Annotated in this window: 22 protein-coding genes; 11 read left to right on the top strand and 11 right to left on the bottom strand. The window is 67.2% G+C overall.

Translation table 11 applies throughout. From position 1 onward, the window contains the following. Positions 1-78: 78 nt before the first annotated feature. On the top strand, positions 79-1,353 hold the full coding sequence (locus AC6EKW_RS03495) for an NTP transferase domain-containing protein (RefSeq protein WP_498513715.1): 1,275 nt from the start codon (positions 79-81) through the stop codon (positions 1,351-1,353). A 76-nt stretch (positions 1,354-1,429) separates the two neighbouring features. On the opposite strand, the gene AC6EKW_RS03490 is transcribed toward AC6EKW_RS03495, so the two are convergent. The 3 genes from AC6EKW_RS03490 to AC6EKW_RS03480 all read right to left on the bottom strand — a co-directional run bounded on the left by AC6EKW_RS03490 (position 1,430) and on the right by AC6EKW_RS03480 (position 3,679). Next, positions 1,430-2,071, bottom strand: coding sequence for an NUDIX hydrolase (locus AC6EKW_RS03490; protein WP_498513714.1), 642 nt, complete (start codon positions 2,069-2,071; stop codon positions 1,430-1,432). Between the two features lie 26 nt (positions 2,072-2,097). Next, positions 2,098-3,162, bottom strand: a complete 1,065-nt coding sequence (locus AC6EKW_RS03485; protein ID WP_273886991.1) for a mechanosensitive ion channel family protein — start codon at positions 3,160-3,162, stop codon at positions 2,098-2,100. 172 nt (positions 3,163-3,334) lie between these two features. Further along, positions 3,335-3,679: a YnfA family protein gene (locus AC6EKW_RS03480; RefSeq protein WP_498513713.1), complete on the bottom strand. Its 345-nt coding sequence runs from the start codon at positions 3,677-3,679 to the stop codon at positions 3,335-3,337. A 179-nt stretch (positions 3,680-3,858) separates the two neighbouring features. On the opposite strand from AC6EKW_RS03480, the gene AC6EKW_RS03475 reads away from it, so the two are divergent. Genes AC6EKW_RS03475 through ppgK form a run of 4 tightly spaced genes read left to right on the top strand, consistent with a single transcriptional unit; the run spans position 3,859 to position 7,612 of the window. Further along, positions 3,859-4,701, top strand: coding sequence for an FTR1 family iron permease (locus tag AC6EKW_RS03475; RefSeq protein WP_498513712.1), 843 nt, complete (start codon positions 3,859-3,861; stop codon positions 4,699-4,701). A gap of 3 nt (positions 4,702-4,704) precedes the next feature. After that, a complete protein-coding gene (gene efeO / locus AC6EKW_RS03470; protein WP_498513711.1) occupies positions 4,705-5,589 on the top strand; it encodes an iron uptake system protein EfeO in 885 nt (294 codons plus the stop codon). 3 nt (positions 5,590-5,592) lie between these two features. Further along, entirely contained in the window at positions 5,593-6,801 is a 1,209-nt protein-coding gene (efeB, locus tag AC6EKW_RS03465; protein ID WP_498513710.1) for an iron uptake transporter deferrochelatase/peroxidase subunit, read from the top strand. A 55-nt stretch (positions 6,802-6,856) separates the two neighbouring features. Further along, positions 6,857-7,612, top strand: coding sequence for a polyphosphate--glucose phosphotransferase (gene ppgK / locus AC6EKW_RS03460; RefSeq protein WP_273886986.1), 756 nt, complete (start codon positions 6,857-6,859; stop codon positions 7,610-7,612). 4 nt (positions 7,613-7,616) lie between these two features. Here the strand turns inward: ppgK and folE are convergent, their stop codons facing one another. The 4 genes from folE to AC6EKW_RS03440 form a co-directional block, all read right to left on the bottom strand. Then, positions 7,617-8,207, bottom strand: coding sequence for a GTP cyclohydrolase I FolE (folE, locus tag AC6EKW_RS03455; protein WP_273886985.1), 591 nt, complete (start codon positions 8,205-8,207; stop codon positions 7,617-7,619). Between the two features lie 6 nt (positions 8,208-8,213). Beyond that, entirely contained in the window at positions 8,214-8,903 is a 690-nt protein-coding gene (locus AC6EKW_RS03450) for an HAD family hydrolase (RefSeq protein WP_273887092.1), read from the bottom strand. Positions 8,904-8,980: 77 nt separating this feature from the next. Then, entirely contained in the window at positions 8,981-9,217 is a 237-nt protein-coding gene (locus AC6EKW_RS03445) for a hypothetical protein (RefSeq protein WP_273886984.1), read from the bottom strand. A gap of 16 nt (positions 9,218-9,233) precedes the next feature. Continuing rightward, positions 9,234-10,331 carry an aminopeptidase gene (locus AC6EKW_RS03440; protein WP_498513709.1) on the bottom strand — a complete coding sequence of 366 codons (1,098 nt, stop codon included), beginning with the start codon at positions 10,329-10,331 and terminating at the stop codon, positions 9,234-9,236. Positions 10,332-10,480: 149 nt separating this feature from the next. On the opposite strand from AC6EKW_RS03440, the gene AC6EKW_RS03435 reads away from it, so the two are divergent. Further along, the gene (locus AC6EKW_RS03435; RefSeq protein ID WP_498513708.1) at positions 10,481-12,145 is read left to right on the top strand and encodes a serine hydrolase; all 1,665 of its coding nucleotides are present in this window, start codon (positions 10,481-10,483) and stop codon (positions 12,143-12,145) included. A gap of 18 nt (positions 12,146-12,163) precedes the next feature. Here AC6EKW_RS03435 and AC6EKW_RS03430 read toward each other — a convergent pair whose 3' ends face one another. Then, a complete protein-coding gene (locus AC6EKW_RS03430) occupies positions 12,164-12,949 on the bottom strand; it encodes a sugar phosphate isomerase/epimerase family protein (RefSeq protein ID WP_273886981.1) in 786 nt (261 codons plus the stop codon). Further along, a complete protein-coding gene (locus AC6EKW_RS03425) occupies positions 12,946-13,743 on the bottom strand; it encodes a DUF72 domain-containing protein (protein WP_498513707.1) in 798 nt (265 codons plus the stop codon). Before AC6EKW_RS03425 ends, AC6EKW_RS03430 begins: the two co-directional genes overlap by 4 nt. 116 nt (positions 13,744-13,859) lie before the next feature. Here AC6EKW_RS03425 and AC6EKW_RS03420 point away from each other — a divergent pair, with 116 nt between their 5' ends. The 4 genes from AC6EKW_RS03420 (at position 13,860) to AC6EKW_RS03405 (ending at position 16,695) form a co-directional block, all read left to right on the top strand. After that, a complete protein-coding gene (locus AC6EKW_RS03420; protein ID WP_498513706.1) occupies positions 13,860-14,783 on the top strand; it encodes a histone deacetylase family protein in 924 nt (307 codons plus the stop codon). A gap of 82 nt (positions 14,784-14,865) precedes the next feature. Continuing rightward, complete coding sequence (locus AC6EKW_RS03415; RefSeq protein WP_273886978.1) at positions 14,866-15,213, top strand: hypothetical protein; 348 nt, start codon at positions 14,866-14,868, stop codon at positions 15,211-15,213. Positions 15,214-15,216: 3 nt separating this feature from the next. Next, complete coding sequence (locus AC6EKW_RS03410) at positions 15,217-15,510, top strand: hypothetical protein (protein WP_273886977.1); 294 nt, start codon at positions 15,217-15,219, stop codon at positions 15,508-15,510. 180 nt (positions 15,511-15,690) lie between these two features. Next, positions 15,691-16,695 carry a CPBP family intramembrane glutamic endopeptidase gene (locus AC6EKW_RS03405; protein WP_498513705.1) on the top strand — a complete coding sequence of 335 codons (1,005 nt, stop codon included), beginning with the start codon at positions 15,691-15,693 and terminating at the stop codon, positions 16,693-16,695. An 81-nt stretch (positions 16,696-16,776) separates the two neighbouring features. On the opposite strand, the gene AC6EKW_RS03400 is transcribed toward AC6EKW_RS03405, so the two are convergent. Together AC6EKW_RS03400 and AC6EKW_RS03395 are read right to left on the bottom strand one after the other, a co-directional pair. After that, positions 16,777-17,076, bottom strand: a complete 300-nt coding sequence (locus tag AC6EKW_RS03400) for a helix-turn-helix domain-containing protein (RefSeq protein WP_273886975.1) — start codon at positions 17,074-17,076, stop codon at positions 16,777-16,779. A 15-nt stretch (positions 17,077-17,091) separates the two neighbouring features. Further along, positions 17,092-17,964 (bottom strand): deoxyribonuclease IV, encoded by an 873-nt coding sequence (locus AC6EKW_RS03395; protein ID WP_498513704.1) that lies wholly within the window; start codon positions 17,962-17,964, stop codon positions 17,092-17,094. Between the two features lie 88 nt (positions 17,965-18,052). Here AC6EKW_RS03395 and AC6EKW_RS03390 point away from each other — a divergent pair, with 88 nt between their 5' ends. After that, a complete protein-coding gene (locus tag AC6EKW_RS03390) occupies positions 18,053-18,520 on the top strand; it encodes a hypothetical protein (RefSeq protein WP_273886973.1) in 468 nt (155 codons plus the stop codon). Positions 18,521-18,526 lie beyond the last annotated feature (6 nt).

Genomic DNA, 18,526 nt, shown 5'->3' with positions numbered 1-18,526 from the left:
GATCCGGCCCGGGCATGCCTTCCGGGCGGGTTTCTTTCTGCATCCGGCGGGCTCTTGCGTAGAGCCGGAGGTGTGAGGATGATGGCGCACGAGTCGAAGACTGGTGCGGCGGTACTCGCCGCTGGGTTCGGAGAGAGGATGAAGGATTGCGGCAGGCCCAAACCGCTGGTTCGGGTGGGAGGCCTGACGCTCCTGGAGCGGACCGTCCGCACGCTGAGGGCCGGGGGACTTGAGGGGCCGGTGGTGGTCGTAGTGGGTCATCGGGCCGAGGAGGTCGCACGGTTCTGCGAGGAGCGCGAGCTCGCGGTGAGGGTGGTCGAGAACCCGGACTATCCGAGGGGGAACGGAACCTCCGTTCTGGCGGCGATGGACCATCTCCCGGAGAGGTTCGTGGTCTCCATGGTGGACCACGTGCACAGTCCGGAGTCGGTCCGCAGGCTCCTCGCCCACCGGGGAGAATTCGTCGCCGCGGTGGACAGCCGGCCGCTGTTCGCCGATCCTGCCGAGGCCACGCGGGTGAGGCTCGAAGACGGGGAAGTGGTGGACTTCGGCAAGGGGCTCGCTCCCTACGACGCGTTGGATGCGGGTCTCTTCCTGTGCTCCCGCGGCGTGCTCAGGAAACTCGCCGGTGAGGAAGACGGACCGCTCTCCTGGAACGAGCTCAAGCGGAGGTGGCTCGCGCAGGGCGGGCGGATAGAGGCGGTGGACCTCGACGGAGCACCGTGGACCGACGTGGACACCCCCGCGGACATCGAGCGGGCGGTGGACGCGATACTGACCTGGGCCGCGGCGGGGAACGACGGGCTAGTCTCGCGCCACTTCAACCGCAGGCTGAGCCGCCGGATGACCCGCCGGCTGCTCGACGCCCCGGTAACGCCGAACCACGTGAGCCTGGCGAGCTTCGCGCTCGCCGCGGCGGGCGCGCTCTCGATCCTGCGCGGCCAGAAGAAGACTGGTGGGGCGTTGTTGCAGCTCTCCTCAGTGGTGGACGGCTGCGATGGGGAGCTGGCGCGGGCCCGGCTCGAGTCCTCCCCGCAGGGCGGCGTGCTCGACGCCGTCCTGGACCGCTGGGCGGACGCCCTCGTGATCTCCGCGCTGGCCCTGAGCAACGGAGCGGCGCGCACTCTCGGGCACCCCGCGCTCGCCGGCGCGCTGCTCGTGTCGTACACCAGGGCCCGGTGGGAGGCCACGATCGGCAAAATACCGCGCAACTTCACCGGCGTGGGCGCGACCCGGGACGTACGCCTGGCCCTCCTCGCCCTCGGGGCCTCCCTCGGGAAACCCGCGCTCACCCTCGGGGTCGTCGCCCTGATCTCGAATGCCGAGGTGGTGCGCAGGCTCGCCGGATTGTGAGCACCCGCGAGAAGGAGTTATCCACCGTTCGGGCAGGCTTATCCACAACATGTTGTGGATAAGTGCCGCCGGGCTCTCAGCGCGGTTTCCAGCCCAGACGCACGAGTAGACCGGCGGTCATCGCCGCCGTCGCCCCCCATATGTTGTGATCGCCGACGGAGAAGACGGGAACCGCGTACTCGCGCCCGCCGCGCCTCCAGACGATCTCTCTGAAGGTCTCCGGGGCCATCAATACTTCGAGCGGTACGGTGAAGATCTCCTGCACCTCTCCGGGGGAGGAGAGGGAGAGTTCCGTCCCCTCCGGCAACAGGCCGACGTAGGGGCTCACCAAGAAGCCCGAAGCCGGGATGTACATCTTCTCGAGCCTTCCGAGCACCTCGACGCGGGAGGGGTCGAGCAACACCTCCTCGTGCGACTCCCGCAGCGCCGTCTCCAAAAGCGAGGAGTCCTCCGGCTCGAAACCTCCTCCAGGGAAAGAGATCTGGCCGGCGTGGTTGCGCAGCCCCTCTCTCCTCAGGGTGTAGACGATCCTACCCTCGCCCCGGACGACCGGGATGAGGACGGCGGCCTCACGCGCGGATACGCCCTCCGGCGGCACCCGCGGACGCCGCTCCCCGGTCTCGAGATCCCGCGGGGAGAACCTCTCGTACACCTCGCGCCAGTTGGGCAGAGGACGGGACAAGGCTTCGCGCAGGCGCTCTTCGAGCCCGTTCTCCATGCGGGTAATATATCCCATGCGACACCTCAGGTACCCCGGCTTATCCGTCTGGAGAGGTCCCCATCCTGTGTATCGAGCGTGGTGGTCGGGAAAGGTATCCTGATCCCTTCCTCCCGGTAGCGGGCGTGCACCCGCTTGACGAACTCGTGCAGGATGAGGTACTGCCCGACGACCTCTCTGGTCCGCATGATCACGCTGAAGTCTATGCTGTAGGCTCCGAAATTGTTGTAGCGAACGAACGGCTCGAACTCGGGCACGCCCCCCTCCACCTCGGACATGACCTCCGTCGCTACCTCGACGGTTACGCGCTCGACGTGTGAGAGGTCGCTGTCGTAGCTCACCCCGAGCGGGACCACGACGGACATCTCCTGCTCCGGACGGTGATAGTTGGTTATAGTCGCGGCGCTCAGCGTGGAGTTCGGCACGATCACCATGTTGTTCGGAAGAGCCCGGATGGTGGTGTTGCGCCAGTTTATGTCCTCGACGTAGCCCTCCTCCCCGGAGGAGAGCTTTATGTACTCCCCCGGACGGACCTGACCGGAAGCGAGGATCAACACACCCGAGATCAGGTTGGAGAGCGTCTGCTGCATCGCGAGCGCGAAGGCCAGCCCCCCGACACCGAGCGTGGCGATGATGGGCGAGACGGCTATCCCGAGAGACTGCAAGACGACGAGCATCCCGACCGAGATCACCGTGACCCGCGCCACGTTCGGCAGCAGCGAAGACGACGGCAACCCCCGCATCCTCCAGGAGTAGATGCCGACCAGATCCCCGGCGATCCGCGCCGCGACGAGCACAGCGGAGAAGATGAGGGCGGAGAACAGGACGTTGTCCGCGAAATCCCTGGCCGTCGGCTGCAACGGTATCTTGGCCAGCGCCAGGTACAGCCCTCCCATCAAAAACCACAGCGTCACGACCCACCTGAAGGCCCGGACGACCATCTCCCCACCGCGTACGCCAGCCGCCGCCAGGTAACCCCGCACCTTCCTCAAGAACAGCCGCTCGAAGACGAATCCGATCACTACGGCCCCCACCACGATGGCAGCGGGGACGACGATGTCCGAGAGCTGGAGGTTTGCGAACGAGGTCACCAGCTCCCTCAGTCCTGCGCGAGACCCGATCTCCCAACACCTCCCCGAGTTCGCTAGTACGACACCGCGGGCATCATACCCGCAGAGGGAACCCCTCTAATCTAACCCGGGCTGCACCGGCACACAAACCTGGACCGAAGATCCGTTCACCGCAGGTCCTCCCACCTCCGGCTCAGCGCAAGAGCGCCGGCAGATAGATGATGACGAAGACCCCGACGAGGGCGACCACGCTCCCGACAACCTCGAAAAGGTCCGGCCTCACCCCGTCCACCACCCATCCCCACAACACCGAGAGAACGATGAAAACCCCACCGTAGGCGGCGTAGATCCTCCCGAACCCCCCAAGCGCCGCCGGTTGCAGCGTCGGCACCACCCCGTAGAGGACTAGTATCAGCGCCCCCGCAACGGCAAACCACACGCTCCGGCCATCCCGCAGCGTGATCCACACCAGATACCCGCCACCGATCTCACACAACCCCGCCAGAACGAAGTAGATGACGGATCGAACGACGTCCAAAACCACCCCACCTCCCCTAGACTCCCAACCGCCCCTACACCTTAGCACCGGAATTTGACCTCGCTCACACCCAAACGCCTCAGGGCTTGATCCACCACCGCCCACCCCCTATCCTGTCCCGCAGTTATTGCTAATGATTGTCATTAGTAAAAACATGAGACAGAGGAGGTGAGCGCAGCGTGTTGGGAGCATTCGTCACGCTCCTCCGGGAAGCGTTCGAGGCGAGCCTGCTGGTAGCGATAGTCCTGGCGTACCTGGCGAAGATCGGGCACCGGGAAGGGTTTCGGGCGGTATGGGGCGGTGTCGGGGTGGCGATCGGGCTCTCGCTGGCGGTAGCCGGGGTACTGTTCGCCACGGCGAGCGAGCTCGAGGGGGCCTCGGAGAAGATCTTCGAGGGGAGCGCGATGCTGGTCGCGGTGGCGGTCCTGACGTACATGGTGCTGTGGATGCGCCGGGAGTCGAGGACGATCTCGAGCACCCTGCGCGAGGGAGTGGACGCGGCGGTGCGCAAGGGCAGCTCGCTCGCGCTCGGGCTGCTGGTCTTCACGATGGTCCTGCGGGAAGGCATAGAGACCGGGCTCTTCGTCTTCGGGATCACGCAGACCTCCACCCCGCTGCAGGTCGCGATCGGCTCCGTGGCCGGTCTCGGGGCTGCGGTGGCGCTCGGGTACGCGGTCTACGCCGGGGGGCGGAGGATAAACCTCGGTGCCTTCTTCAGGTACACGGGGGGTTTTCTGATCCTGGTCGCCGCCGGGCTCCTCGCGCAGGCGGCGCGCGCCTTCGAGGAGGCCGGAACGATCCCCGCGATCCTCTACCCGCTCTGGGATCTCACGGGTGCTCCGGTCGTGGGGATGGGCACCTTCTTCACCACGGTCTTCGGGAGCGTCTTCGGGTGGGATCCGAAGCCGGACCTCCTGGAGTTCCTCGTGTGGGCCGTCTACCTCCTCGGGGTGGGGTACGCCTTCCTGCGCCCGCACCGGGAGAAGTCCGCCGCCCCCCGCGCGGCGGAGGCCGGGGAGTAGCAGGTGGCGGTGCGCAAGGCGCCGCTCTTCGCGGCGATCTCGGTTCTTCTCGTGATCCTCGCCGGTTGCGCCGACCGCCAGCTCGTCACCTCGAGGCCGGCCCCGGCGGAAGACGAGGCGTCGGAACGAGCGAGACAGCCCGAGTTGGCCTCCACACCCGGGTTGAGGAAGGCCGCCGCCGAATACCAGCGGTACGTCGAGGGGCAGACGGAGCTCCTCGTCCGGCGGACGGAGAAGTTCTCCAGCGCGGTGGAGAGGGGTGATCTCGAGGGAGCCCAAAAGCTCTACGCGACCTCCCGGGTACCCTACGAGAAGATAGAACCCGTCGCGGAGAGCTTCGGGAACCTCGACCCGCGGATAGACGCCCGGGAGAACGACGTCCCGAGCGACGAGTGGACGGGGTTCCACAGGATAGAGCACGCCCTGTGGGCCGAAGGGACGACCAGGGGCATGGACCGGTACGCCAGGGAGCTCTTACGAGACACCAGGAGGCTGGAGGAGAAGGTGCGAAGCGTAAAGCTCCAGCCGTCGGACATCGTCTTCGGCTCGGTCGAGCTCCTGAACGAAGTCTCATCGTCGAAGATAACCGGGGAGGAGGAGCGTTACTCGCACACCGACCTCTACGACATAGCGGCGAACGTCGCGGGATCGGAGGCCGCCTTCCGGACGCTCGAGCCCGTCCTGCGCGAGAAGAACCCCGATCTCGCCCGCAAGATAGAAGCTCGCTTCGCCGGGGTGGAGGCAGAGCTCGAGAAATACCGTCGGGGAGACGGCTGGGTCGGTTACCAGGAGCTCTCCAGAGACGAGCGCAGGAGGTTGAGCCAGAGGATAGACGCGCTCGCCGAGCCGCTCTCGCGGATGGGCGAGGTGCTCGCGAAGAGAGGTTAGACGGTGACGCGGGAGAAGATCAGCCGGAGAGAGCTCCTCACCCTCGCCGGAGCCGCGGGGAGCGGGCTCGCGCTCGGGGCCGGCGGGACCAGGGTGCTCGCCGCCGGTACGCAGAGCCGCACCGAGCCCTTCCACGGCGAGCACCAGGGAGGCGTAGCGACCCCCCAGCAGGAGAGGCTGCACTTCGCCGCCTTCGACCTCACGACGGAAGACCCGGCGGAGCTTCGCGAGCTGATGCGTGGGTGGACCGAGGCCGCGGCCAGGATGTGCGCCGGGACACCGCTCGGAAAGGAGAGTTCCACACCCTACCTGCCGCCGGACGACACGGGTGAGGCGCTTGGGCTCGATCCAGGCAGGCTCACGATCACCTTCGGCTTCGGGCCGACCATCTTCGAGAAAGACGGCGAGGATCGGTTCGGGCTCAGGAACCGGCGTCCTGACGCCCTCGTCGAGATCCCCCCGCTCCCCGGTGATGAGCTCGATCCCAAGAGGTGCGGCGGGGATCTGTGCGTGCAGGCCTGTTCCGACGATGCCCAGGTGGCCTTCCACGCGGTGAGGAACCTCGCCCGGGTGGGGCGTGGGGTGGTCGTGATGCGCTGGGCGCAGCCCGGCTTCGGGCGCGCCTCGAGCACGAGCCGCACCCAGCAGACCCCCCGCAACCTGATGGGCTTCAAGGACGGGACGAACAACATCCGGGCCGAAGACGAGGAAGAGATGCGGCGGTACGTCTGGGTCGGGAGGGAAGGACCGGGCTGGATGCGCGGCGGGACGTACCTGGTCGCCCGCCGGATACGGATGCGCATCGAGGTCTGGGACCGTTCCTCGCTCACCGAACAGGAGCAGACCATAGGACGCCACCGCAAAAGTGGGGCACCGCTCGGCAAAGAGGACGAGTTCGACCCCGTAGACCCGGGGCTCCTTCCGTCCGACTCCCACGTCCGTCTCGCGCACCAGAACGAAGAGCAGAAGATCCTGCGCCGCAGCTACTCCTTCACCGACGGCATGGACCCCGAGACCGGCCAGCTCGACGCCGGGCTCTTCTTCATCTGCTTCCAGCGCGACCCGCGCAGACAGTTCATCCCGCTACAGCGCCGGCTCGGCTCACGAGACCGGCTGATGGAGTACATCGAGCACGACGGGAGCGCCATCTTCGCCTGTCCGCCCGGAGCGCGCAGGGGGAGCTTCGTCGGCGACGGCCTGCTCCCCTCATGAAGCAGGCCCAGCCCGGTAGAATTATCCTCCGAACGCCGAGGGACCAGGAGGACACATGAACGTTTTCGGGCTGGACATAGGCGGATCAGGGATCAAAGGTGCCCCGGTGGACATCGAGACGGGCCGGCTGCTCTCCGAGCGGGTCCGGGTGGGCACTCCGCAACCGGCGACCCCGGAAGCGATCGTAGAGAGCGTGCTGGAGGTACTCTCGCACTTCGACTGGGAAGGTCCGGTCGGATGCGGGTTCCCCGCCGTGATCAAGGACGGCGTGATCCAGACCGCGGCCAACGTCGACGGCTCGAACATAGGCTTCGACCTGCGGAAGACCCTGCAGAAGCGCCTGGAGAACCCGGTGAGCGTGATAAACGACGCGGACGCCGCGGGACTCGCGGAGATGCGCTGGGGCGCGGGACGCGGCGTGCGGGGGGTTGTGCTCATGCTGACCATCGGAACGGGAATCGGGAGCGCGCTGTTCGTGGATGGGGTGCTGGTCCCGAACACCGAGCTCGGGCACATCGAGATCGACGGCCACGACGCAGAGACCCGGGCCTCCGACGGCGCCCGCAAACGGCAGGACCTGAGCTGGAAGAAATGGGCCAGACGCCTCGAGACGTACCTGAACCGCGTGGAGGATCTGCTGTGGCCGGACCTCATCATCGTCGGAGGCGGGGTGAGCAAGAAGTCCGAGAAGTTCCTGCCCCACATCAGCACCAGAACCGAGGTGGTGCCGGCGAAGATGCACAACCAGGCCGGGATAGCCGGAGCGGCGCTCGCCGCGCTGCCCGAAGCGTCACCTCAGCTGATCGACTGAGCGATCAGCGGTAGGAGCCGCGGATCAGACCCATCGCCTCCGCCCGGCGGGCGTCGTCCTCCGCCAGCACCCCCCGGAGCGCCGACGTGACCGTGATGCTGCCGGGTTTCTGCACCCCGCGGGCGGTCATGCAGAGGTGCTCGGCTTCGATCACCACTATCGAGCCCTTCGAGTCGAGTCCCGTATAGAGGTCGTCCGCGATCTGCTCCGTCAGACGCTCCTGCAGCTGCGGGCGCCGGGCGTACCCCTCGACCAGCCGCGCGATCTTCGAGATCCCCACGACCTTACGGTCGGGGATATACCCGACGTGGGCCTTCCCGACGAAGGGAACCAGATGGTGCTCGCACATGCTGTAGAGGTTTATGTCCCGCACCAGCACGAGCCCGTCGTAGCCCTCGGTGAAGCCGATCTCCAGGTGGTCCACCGGGTTCTCGCGCAGGCCGGAGAAAAAATGTTCGTAGGCCTCGGCCACGCGGGAGGGGGTTCCGATGAGCCCCTCGCGCTCCGGGTCCTCTCCTATCGCCTCGAGGATCTCGCGCACGGCCAGCTCGATGCGCTTCCTGTCCACCGCCGGGCGCCCCGTCTCCTTCGCCATACGCACCTACCCCTGCACCAGCCGCGGCAGGGGCCGCAGGTCCGGGATCTCGGCGACGGCCTCCGGAGCCTCGGCGGCACCCGAACGGTCGACGAGGACGGCGTCGATGCCGGCCTCGGTAGCACCGCGTACGTCGGCCACGGGGTCGTTGCCGACGTGGACGACCCTCCCGCGCTCCTCTTCCATCCCGCTCATCCTCAAAGCCTCCTCGAAGATCCCGCGCCCCGGCTTCTCCTCCCCCACCACGGCGGAGACCACCAGGCCGTCGAAGTAGTCCGACCAGCCCAGATCGTCGATCACCTCCTCGAGGAGCACGTCCCAGTTGGAGACCACGTAGAGCCGACAGCCGATGCGCCTGAGCTCCCCGAGCACCTCCTCCGTCTCCGGGTAGGGGCGGAACGAGATCCTGCGTTCCGCTATCTCCGCCAGCACCTCCACCGGGGCATCGACCCCGAGCGCCCGTGCGGTCCTCTCGGCGTTCGCGCGTTTGAAAGCCTCGAGCTCCTGCCTGGTCGGATAGTTTATGTTCTCCGAGATGTGCGTCCGCATGCTCTCCCGTATCGGACCCGCCGCCACCTCGACCGTGATGGGGCCGTCCTTCGCGTAACGTTCGAGGTCTCTCACGTAGCCCTCGATGTCGAGGTCGACCCACAGGAGCGTCCCGTCCACGTCGAGGAAGACCGTATCATAACGCACCTTCAAAACGCCTCCCTGAAAAATCTGCCTGCCCGGAGCGTCGCGGCAGAAGACTAGTATACGCCCCTCCCGGCGCGTCACAGGATCTCGGCATCGTACCCGTGACGTTCGGAGAGCTCGTCTAGCAGGTGTCCGAGGTGCTCAGAGGATTCGTAGGAGACGTAGAAGTAGACCGAGCGGGGATAGGAATCTTCTGGCTCCGAACGCACGTACTCGTAATCCAGGCCGAGCTCGTCGAGCAGGTCGCGCACGGTCTCGACGTCGGACTCCTCTTCTATGTTCCCCACCCGCAGCAGCCTGTCCCCGATCTCCATCGTCAACCCTCCAGGATCACAACTCGAAGCCCACGAAGCGTCCGTCCTTCTGCAGAAGCTCCCCGTCGGCGTAGAGCTCCCCGCCCTGCCGAAGGTCGCAGATCAGATCCCAGTGCACGCCGGAGGAATTCCTGCCGCCGGTCTGGGAGTAGGATTGCCCGAGGGCGAGGTGGACGGTGCCGCCGAGTTTCTCGTCGAAGAGGATGCTCCTCGTCGCGCGCGGGATCTCGTAGTTGGTCCCGATCCCGAGCTCCCCCAGATAGCGCGCGCCCTCGTCGGTATCGAGCATGCTCAGCAGGTACTCCTCGCCCTTCTCGGCCGAAGCCTCGACCACCCTCCCTTCCCGGAAAGTGAGGCTCACCCCCGAGACCTCCCTCCCGCCGACCGCCGTCGGGACGCCGAAGTAGATGCGTCCCTCGGCCGAATCTTCGACGGGACCGGTGAAGATCTCCCCGCAGGGCAGGTTGTGCTGGCCGGAGTCTTCGAGGAACTTCCGGCCCTCGACGGAGAGCGTGAGGTCGGTCTGCGGACCCACGATGCGTACCTCCCTCGCCCGCTCGAGCCTCTCCGCGAGCCTCCGCTGCTCGGAGGAGCGAGCGCGCCAGAAGGAGGCCGGATCCTCCCTGTCGAGCGCCAGCGCCGAGAAGACGAACTCTTCGTACTCGCGGAGGCTCATCTCGGACTCCTGCGCGAGGGCGTTGGTGGGGTAGAGCGTGAGGATCCAGCGGTCCCGCTCGATCACGAGGTCCGTCAGATGCTTGTCCCGGAGCGCCAGCGCGCGCTGTTTCTTCGGGTCGACGCCGGAGAGGGCACGGGTGTTCTCCGGGGCCATGATCTGCACGAACGCGTCGGCCTGCTCGTAGATGGACTGCATGATGGCGGGGGTCTTCTGGTAGTGGGCGTCCCTGGCGTGCTCGAAGAAGACCTCCTGCAACCCCGGGAGCGAAACCAGCGTCACCGGTACGGCGCCGGCGTCCAGCACGCTGGCGTAGACCTCCCGGATCAGCGGGGCGGCCGCGGCTCCCCCGGTGATGAGGACCTGCTCCCCTTCCCGAACCCCCGCGGAGTACCGGACCATCATGTCGGCGAGCTTCGTGAGCCTCTCGTCTCTCATACGACACCTCTCCTACGAACGAGAATCGGACAGAAAGAGAGGGTATCATCCCCCCGCGGGCCGCAGGGAAGGCATGAGGGACATCCCCTTCCCCCGTGGCCGTCGAATCCGGGACTGCTACCCTCCGACATCTGAGAGGTGCCGGGCACATGGGCAAGGCGACCAAAAAGCGTTACACGAGGCTCACGTTGCTCGCGGGGATCGTCCTCCTCTCCGCCGGCCTGGTTGCCAGCGGGCTGCCCGGAAGCGGGCACGCGCCGCAGGAGCACCACCGCGGGCACCGGAAACCGGCGTCCGCGGGCGCTCCTCACCCCACCCCCATCGCGTCGTCCATTACCGGGGCTGCCTACTCGAGCGTCGCTCCGGAGCTGCCGGGCCTTCTCCCCGGCGGGGTCTACGGGGCGCGGCAGAGCGTGATCGACCCCCGCTGGGCCTCGGTCCGCGTCTCAGCGGACCGCCCGGACGGTTACTACGCCGTCTTCCTGCACCGGGAAGGCGGGCTCTGGCACGCCCGGAGATCCGTGCTCGTGCAGCGGAACCCAGACCCGGAGAAGGGCAACCCGAGGGACATCGAGGCCGTCCTCGGGAGCGTGCCGGAGGACCTCAAGCGCCCCCTGCTCGCGAGAGGTCCGCAGCCCCGGCCGACGAAACCCGGCGAAGCCGCGATCCGGGCCCTCGAACGGGCGCTGCCGAAGAGCCGCTGGGAGGTGATCTCGACGCACGCCTCCGGCCCCTACCGGGTCGTGAGGCTCGCTGAAGTAGAGGGAGGACGTTCCACACGCGTCTACCTGGAGCGATCCCGGGGAGTGTGGAAGGTGCTGGGCATCGGCGAGAACCTGACCGAAGCGGACCTCCCGGGCTTCCCGAAGGACCTCGTCGCCTCCGCCCCTCCCCTCTCCCCCGAGAAGGCCCGGGTGGAGCCGGCCCGGCCGGTCTTCACGGGCCACCCGGACAGGGAGCGCATCATGCCAGGCCTCGAACGGGCGCTGAGATACGTCAGGAGGTACCCCGGCATAGCCGGCTTCTACGTCATCGACCTCGAGAACGGCTCGGGATACGGCATAAGGCCGGATGAACCGTTCTTCAGCGCGTCGGTCATCAAGGTCGCCGTGATGGTCGCCGTCTTCCGCCGGATGGACGAGGGCAGGCTCTCCTACGGAGAGGAGCTCGCCATCACCCGGGAAGACAAAGCCCCCGGCGCCGGCGGGCTGCGCTGGGAACCCGTGGGGACCAAACTCCCTGTAAGGGACTATCTGTGGCTCATGATCACGCGCTCGGACAACGTCGCGACCAACGTGCTCACCCGCGCCGTCGGCGGCCGCGGGTACGTCAACCGGGTCGCCCGCTCGCTGGGCGCCCGCCACACCGTCCTCTACCAGAAGCTGAGCGACAACCGCGCGGCCGTCCCCGCCCTGGACAACCGCACCACCCCCCGCGACATGGCGACCATCCTGGCGGAGATCTACGAGGGCCGGGCCGCGAGCCGGGAGAGCTGCCGCAGGATGATCCAACTGCTGCGGCACAACGACATGGAGTGGTGGATGGAGGCCGGCGTACCGCCGAGCGTCAAGGTCGCGAACAAGGGAGGCTGGCTGGACAGCACGTTCAACGACGCGGGGATCGTCCTCTACCGCAAACATCCCTACGTCCTCGCGGAGTTCACCAAGTACGGGACCAACGACCTCGGCAGAGGGGGAGCTTTTCTGGCCGACGTGTCGAAGGTCGTCTGGCGGGCGGAGTCCGGTGTATCCCTCGCCGCCTACGAGAAGCAGCGGTCTTCGGACGGGCGTACGACATCGTCCCCCTCCCGCTGAAACCCACGCCGGGCCCCGCTACCGGCGGGCGCGGAAACCCTCCATCCCCTCGCGCACGTACTCGAGCGTGGCACGCATCCGGTAGAGGATCTTCTCCTCCTCCGGCGCCCCGAGGGCTTCGGGGTGGAGCTCCAGGCTCACGGCCCCGGCGTACCCGAAGCCCTGCAGCGCGTGCAGGAAACGCCGCAGAGGCAGCCTCCCCTGCCCGGGCAAGAGATGCTCGTCCCCGCCTTCGAGCCGGGAGTCCGAGAGATGGACGTGCCTGAGCTCCCCCGCGAGCGCCGGGAGGACCTGCAGGATGTCCACGCCGCTCGCGGCGCAATGGCTGGTGTCGAGCGTCACCCCACCCATCCCCAGCAGCTGCTCCGGCAGACAGCGCCCCGGCGTGCGACGGCCCAAGGGGAACCGTCTCACCACCCGGGGGATGAGGTTCTCGACCGCCACGGCAACCCCCTCGGCCCGGACCCGCGCGAGGACGCGCTCGCGCCAGCTCTCCAGATCTCCCTCCTGCGGCGGATGGGCGACGAGCACCCTCGCTCCCACCTCGGCGGCGAGCGAGGCCGCGCGCACCAGGGTCTCGTCGCGGTCCACCCCCCACATCCCGCGCCCGAGCGGCGGGTGCAGCGCGCGGATCGGCAGGCCGTACTCCTCCGAGAGCGCACGGAGATACTCCGGCTGGTGCGTATCCCACCTGTCGTCCATCATCACCTCGACGCCGTCGTATCCGGCCCCGGCGACCCAGCGGAAGATCCTCACGAGACCGAAGGTATGGAGCGAGCCGGTGCTGAAGAGGACCGGGATCACACGCCCCTCCCGCGCAGCCGGAGGAGCTGGTCGACGGTGCTCGGGGAGTGGTTCTGGTAGTGGTTGTTCGCGTAGAGGAAGACCTCACGTCCCTCGGCGAGGAAGCGGTCCATCCGCCGCGACCACCACAACAGATCCTCCGTCCGGTCACGCAGGGGTCGCGTGTGTCCGGAGGGGAACTCCCGCCGGTCCCCCAGGAGACGGATGTAGACGAAACCCGCCGTGGCCACCTCGAGCCGGGGCATGCCGGGGGAGTCGACGAGCACGAGCGCCACCCCGCGCCGTCGCAGCATCTCCTCGATCCCGTATTCCAGCCAGCTCCGGTGGCGCACCTCGACGGCGTAACGCGGCCCCTCCGGGAGCCGGTCGAGTAGGTACTCCAGACGGGAGGCAGCGTCGGACTCCAGGTAAGGTGGAAGCTGCAGAAGGAGGGGTCCCAGGCGATCGCCGAGCAACCCCATGACGCCGACGAAACGCTCCACCGGCTCCTCGCACCCCGCGAGCATCCTCTCGTGCGTGACCTCGCGAGGGAACTTCGCCGCGAAAGAAAAACCCCGCGGTACCGTACGTCGCCAGCGCCGCACGGTCGCTTCACGCGGAACGCCGTAGAAGGTCGAGTCGATCTCTACGGTGGCATAACGCCGGGCATACCGCGCGAGCCGGCCGCCGGGCGGAAGACCGGGCGGGTAGAGCGTTCCCTCCCAGTCGGCATAAGACCAACCGGAGGTTCCCGCGTAGAGACCCGGCTCGGGCGGATGTACCTCCGGATCTTCCTCGAACAAACTCTGCTGCACGGGCTCTTCCACAGGCTCCACCAGGTAGGGGATGCTACCACAGCCGGTGCGGACGGGGTGTATATACTCCTCATCCCGACAGGACACTACGAGTACGAACCCACGGAGGAGACCGCTTGAAGATATTCTACAGCGACCGCTTCGTCCTGCCCCTCCCCGAAGGGCATCGTTTCCCGATGCGAAAGTACGCGATGCTGCGCGAGCGGGTCGAGGCGGCGGGGATCTGCTCCCCCGGAGAGCTGCGTGTGCCACGCCCGGCCACCGACGAAGAGCTGCTGCGCGCCCACGCCCGGGGATACCTCGACAGGGTTAAGACCGGCACCCTCTCCCGCGATGAGATCCGGCGGATAGGGTTCCCCTGGTCTGAGCAGATGGTCGAGCGCTCGCGGCGTTCGTGCGGGGCCACGCTGGAAGCCTCCGCAGCGGCCCTCGAGGAGGGCTTCGCTGCCAACCTGGCCGGTGGCACCCACCACGCCTTCGCCGACCGGGGTGAGGGATACTGCGTCTTCAACGACGTGGCGGTGGCGATCCGGGCCCTGCAACACGAGGGAGGGATAAGGCACGCGCTCATCATCGACACCGACGTCCACCAGGGTAACGGAACGGCGAGCATCTTCGAAGGGGACCCCACGGTCTACACCTTCTCGATCCACGGTGCGAAGAACTTCCCCTTCCACAAGCAGAAGAGCGACCTCGACGTGGAACTGCCGGACGGCACGGAAGACGGCGCGTATCTGGATGCCCTCGCGGAGGGTCTCGAACGGTCCCTCGATGAATCGGAGGCCGAGATCGCCTTCTATCTGGCCGGAGCGGACGCGTTCTCCGGTGACCGCCTCGGCAGGCTCTCGGTGAGCAAGGAGGCCCTCGCGGAGCGAGACCGGATGGTACTCGGCGCATGCCACGAGCGCCACCTCCCCGTCGTCTTGACGATGGCCGGAGGGTACGCACGCGAGATAGAGCACACGGTCGAGATACACTTCAACTCGATAGCGAGCGCGGAGAAGATGTGGCGTCTCGCGAGAGAAGCGACCCGCGGTTGAGGTCAGATCCCCCATATATGGCATGTAATAACCAAAAGTGGTACATATAGATTAGAATTTAGCCTCTATGGGAGAAGGTACCATGGGAAGCAGACGGGTGGCGCTGAAACCGCACGCGGACAAGATCCGCCGCTGGGTGGAGGAGGGGCGGGGAGACGAGTGGATCGCGCAGGAGCTGAACACGACCCCTTCGAGCGTGCAGAGCTTCCGCTCGCGCAATTCGATCTACCGGCGGGACCCGGTGCGTCGAGGAGAGCTCTCGGAGCATCGGGCCGTTCTGCGCGAGGTTGAAGGTGGGATCCTGATAGAGACCGACGCCGCCGGTTCTGACGTCTTCGACCGAAGATGGCGCGAGTATCTGGGGCACGGTCCGGCGGAGGTACACCTGGTGATCACGCGGGACAGGATCTACCTAGAGAAGGCGCGTTAGGGCGTGGGTGACGAACGGCGCGTGAGGCTCGAGATGCCGCTCGAGGAAGCCGAAGCGCTGCACGCGGCGCTCGAGGAGCTGCTCGAGGGCGAACGCGCAGACGAGCGTGTGGCGCACCTCTACAGGTTGCTCGGCTGGCGCATCCTCGCCTCCCGCCAGCGGGGCAGCGGCCTCACAGGCCACCTGATCGAGCTGGCGCGCCGGGCGGACTCGCTGGAGGATTACGAAGCAGCCCGAGATCGAGAGCTGGGACCGCTCCTCGAGGTGCTCGAGAACGTCGAACAGCGTGACGCCTGAGAAGGCGTTATCAAACCGTTACCCGGTGGTAACCCGCGTGTAATTCGGATCGGGGAGAATCTTTTTGGGCCATCGATCCCCCTCCGGCCCGGAAAGAGCGGCCGGCCCGCAGGCGAGCGGGCCGGCCGTCTTCGTGTGCTAACCTTTCCCAGGTGCACCCCGAACCGATGGAGATCCTGGATGACGACCGTCTCCAACCTGATCGCAGCCCTCATGGTCGGCGGGCTCGCCCTGTGGGCCCAGTGGGCCCGCAAGAGCCGGGCCGCCGAGATATCCCTCTGGGTTCTCATCCTGGCCCTCTCCTTCCTCACCCTGCTGGTCGGCGTGTTGCTCGTGGTCACGAGCGTCTCGGGCGCGGCCGCGTCCATCGTTCCGGGGCGTCTGATCCGGCTGGAGACCATCGGGATGCTGGTGGCCGGCGTGGCGGGGCTCGGCCTGTGCGTCCCCCCGCTGCTGAAGATACTCGGCAGGAGCCGGGGAGGGAAGTGGTCAGAGCCACCGGTCTTCCTCGCCCTGTGGCTCTTCGTGATGGTGCTGTTCACCAACAACCTGGTCGGAATCCTCGGTTTCGAACAGGTCACGAGCCTCGGGGCACGCTCGCTGGGTGAGGGAGCACGCCTCTCACCGACCACCGTACTGGGAACGGAGCTGCCGTTCGTGATCGTCGCCGTCTGCGGCGTCGGCCTCGGGGTCCGGCGCAACCTGCGCCAGACGCTGGCACGCCTCGGGTACGGGAACCTGAGCCTCAGAGGTCTGGCGGCCGCCGCGCTGTTCGTGGTGGCGGCCCTCGCGCTCTCCCCCGTGGCGGATCGCGTGTTCACCCTGCTGCAGCCGGAGCTCAGCCGACGAGTCGGGCATCTCTCCACGAGCCTCTTCGGGACCGGCGGGATGTCCCCCTCGCAGGCCGTGCTCTTCGCCCTGCTGCTCGGCGTAGGTGCCGCGCTCGGCGAAGAGACGCTCTTTCGCGGCGCGGTGCAGCCCGTACTGGGGATTCCCCTGACTTCGGTGCTCTTCGCCTCGATGCACCTCGAGTACGGCCCCTCGGTGATCCTCATCTACCTCTTCCTGATCTCGTCCGGGCTCGGCCTGCTGCGACGCCACTTCAATACCACGACGAGCTTCACGGCGCACGCCGCCTACAACACGCTGAGCGTGCTCATCCCCTACTTCCTCGGTAGCCCGTGATGAGCGGCGCCGGAGGCGGGCTCACGAACCCGGGACGGCACAGGGCAGGGCTCTACAGCCCCTGCGACAGGAGCTGCGGTCTCAGGCGGCGGCGAGGGACTCCGTAACGGGGAGCACGGGAGCGGGCTCCAGCGCGACCGCTATACGGACGAGGAGGTCGCTCACCTCCATCTCGAGCCCGTGGGCCACGCTCTCGAGCACTCGAGAGGAGGGGTCCTTCTCCCCCCGCTCTATCTCCGCCAGGTAAGAGACGGAGATATGGGAACGCTCGGCAACCTCGCGCAAGGTGAGGCCGCGGGCGTTGCGCTCGGCGCGAAGGGTCTCGCCGATCGCCGCGAGAAGGTCGGTTCTCTCCCGCCTGGGTTGCATCTCCACCTTCATGGGCCAATTCTAACTTTAGCCGGACCGTTTTGGCAACTCGCGGGCGAGCCGCTTCACCAGGCGCACCTGTCCGATGTCCACCTCGGACGTCGCGTAGGGCGTCTCCATCACGACCGGTATGCCAGGCAGACCTGCGAGCAACCCCCGCCACGCCTCCAGTGGCACCCGGCCCTCCCCTATGCGCCGGTGCCCATCCCGGTGGCTCCCGCGGGCGTTGGCCGCATCGTTGAGGTGCAGGAGCACGAGCCCATCCCCGAAGAGCCCCTGCATCTCCGCCGCGAGCCGACCTGCAGCCCCGGCATTCGAGAGGTCGTACCCGGCGGCGAAGGCGTGCGCCGTATCGACGCAGACCCCGACCCCGGCCCGCCGGGCCACGAGCGCGAGCTCCGACAGCGAGGAGCAGAGCTGGGTTCCCGCCCCGACGGAGTTCTCTATCGCGAGGTCGGCCGGAGAGGGCGTGAGCCGCAGAGACTCCTCCCGCGCCCTCTCGAGGCCCTCCACGAGCCGCTCCAGAGCCCGTTCATTCCCCTCCCCACCGTGGCTCCCGCAGTGGACCACCACCAGCTCAAGTCCCAGACTTCCGGCGGCGGCCAGCTCGAGCGCGAGCGCCCTTACGCTGCGTTCCCTCAGCGCGTCGTCGCGGGAGGAGAGGTTGATCAGATACTTCGCGTGCGCAACCGCCGGCCGGATCCCGAGCCGCCGTAGACCACGCACGAAATCGTCCGCGTCGGACCTCTCCGCGGGCGCCGCCCACGACTGAGGGTTGGAGACGAAGATCTGCAGCGTCTCCAGCTCCATCTCCCGCGCTCTCTGCAGGGTCTTCGAGAGCCCGCCGGAGGTCGGCAGGTGCCGGCCCACCCTGACCGTCCGTTCCTTCGAAGATCGCATGCCGGGATTGTACCGGCCTGAACATCACCCTTCGGCAGATATAATCCTTTCGTAGAATCAGCGAGAGACCCCAAGGAGCGATCCTGAGATGGCAGTCGAAGGCAAGGTCGCCAAGATACTCACCAACAACGAGATCGTCATAAACCGCGGCAGCAAAGACGGGGTCAAGCCGGGGATGCTCTTCGAGATCTTCTCACCCGGCGGCGAAGAGGTGTGGGACCCGGACACCGGCGAGACGCTCGGCACCGTGGAGGACGTGAAGGCCAGAGCCGAGGTCACCGAGGTCAAGGACCGGCTCGCCGTCGCCCGGCTGCAGGGCCCGATGACTCCGTTCGGAGATCTGGGCGAGATGCAGGAGAACCTGCAACGCATCTTCAGCCAGATGTTCGGCGAGAACGTCCAGGTACAGAGCTTCGGGACCAGCACGGGCGACGAGGACGACCTGGAATCGATGCTCGGCGGCCCCCTCAAAGACCTCTCCAAGGTACAGGTCGGTGACGCCGTGCGTGAGGTCGGACGCTCCGGGGGTCGCAGCGGCCGCTTCCCCGGCTTCTAGGGGAGG

The sequence above is a fragment of the Rubrobacter sp. M3-4 genome (assembly GCF_059772285.1).
Note: the sequence above shows the minus strand (reverse complement) of the source record. Positions and strands in the feature narration are given on the sequence as shown.

Bases quoted from the DNA above. Each gene is read 5' to 3' on its own strand.
- AC6EKW_RS03390 (WP_273886973.1), top strand. From the start codon at position 18,053: ATGGCAGTCGAAGGCAAGGTCGCCAAGATACTCACCAACAACGAGATC.
- AC6EKW_RS03495 (WP_498513715.1), top strand. From the start codon at position 79: ATGATGGCGCACGAGTCGAAGACTGGTGCGGCGGTACTCGCCGCTGGG.
- AC6EKW_RS03395 (WP_498513704.1), bottom strand. From the start codon at position 17,964: ATGCGATCTTCGAAGGAACGGACGGTCAGGGTGGGCCGGCACCTGCCG.
- folE (WP_273886985.1), bottom strand. From the start codon at position 8,207: ATGGCGAAGGAGACGGGGCGCCCGGCGGTGGACAGGAAGCGCATCGAG.
- AC6EKW_RS03415 (WP_273886978.1), top strand. From the start codon at position 14,866: ATGGGAAGCAGACGGGTGGCGCTGAAACCGCACGCGGACAAGATCCGC.
- AC6EKW_RS03445 (WP_273886984.1), bottom strand. From the start codon at position 9,217: ATGGAGATCGGGGACAGGCTGCTGCGGGTGGGGAACATAGAAGAGGAG.
- ppgK (WP_273886986.1), top strand. From the start codon at position 6,857: ATGAACGTTTTCGGGCTGGACATAGGCGGATCAGGGATCAAAGGTGCC.
- AC6EKW_RS03435 (WP_498513708.1), top strand. From the start codon at position 10,481: ATGGGCAAGGCGACCAAAAAGCGTTACACGAGGCTCACGTTGCTCGCG.
- AC6EKW_RS03440 (WP_498513709.1), bottom strand. From the start codon at position 10,331: ATGAGAGACGAGAGGCTCACGAAGCTCGCCGACATGATGGTCCGGTAC.
- AC6EKW_RS03400 (WP_273886975.1), bottom strand. From the start codon at position 17,076: ATGAAGGTGGAGATGCAACCCAGGCGGGAGAGAACCGACCTTCTCGCG.
- AC6EKW_RS03490 (WP_498513714.1), bottom strand. From the start codon at position 2,071: ATGGAGAACGGGCTCGAAGAGCGCCTGCGCGAAGCCTTGTCCCGTCCT.
- AC6EKW_RS03405 (WP_498513705.1), top strand. From the start codon at position 15,691: ATGACGACCGTCTCCAACCTGATCGCAGCCCTCATGGTCGGCGGGCTC.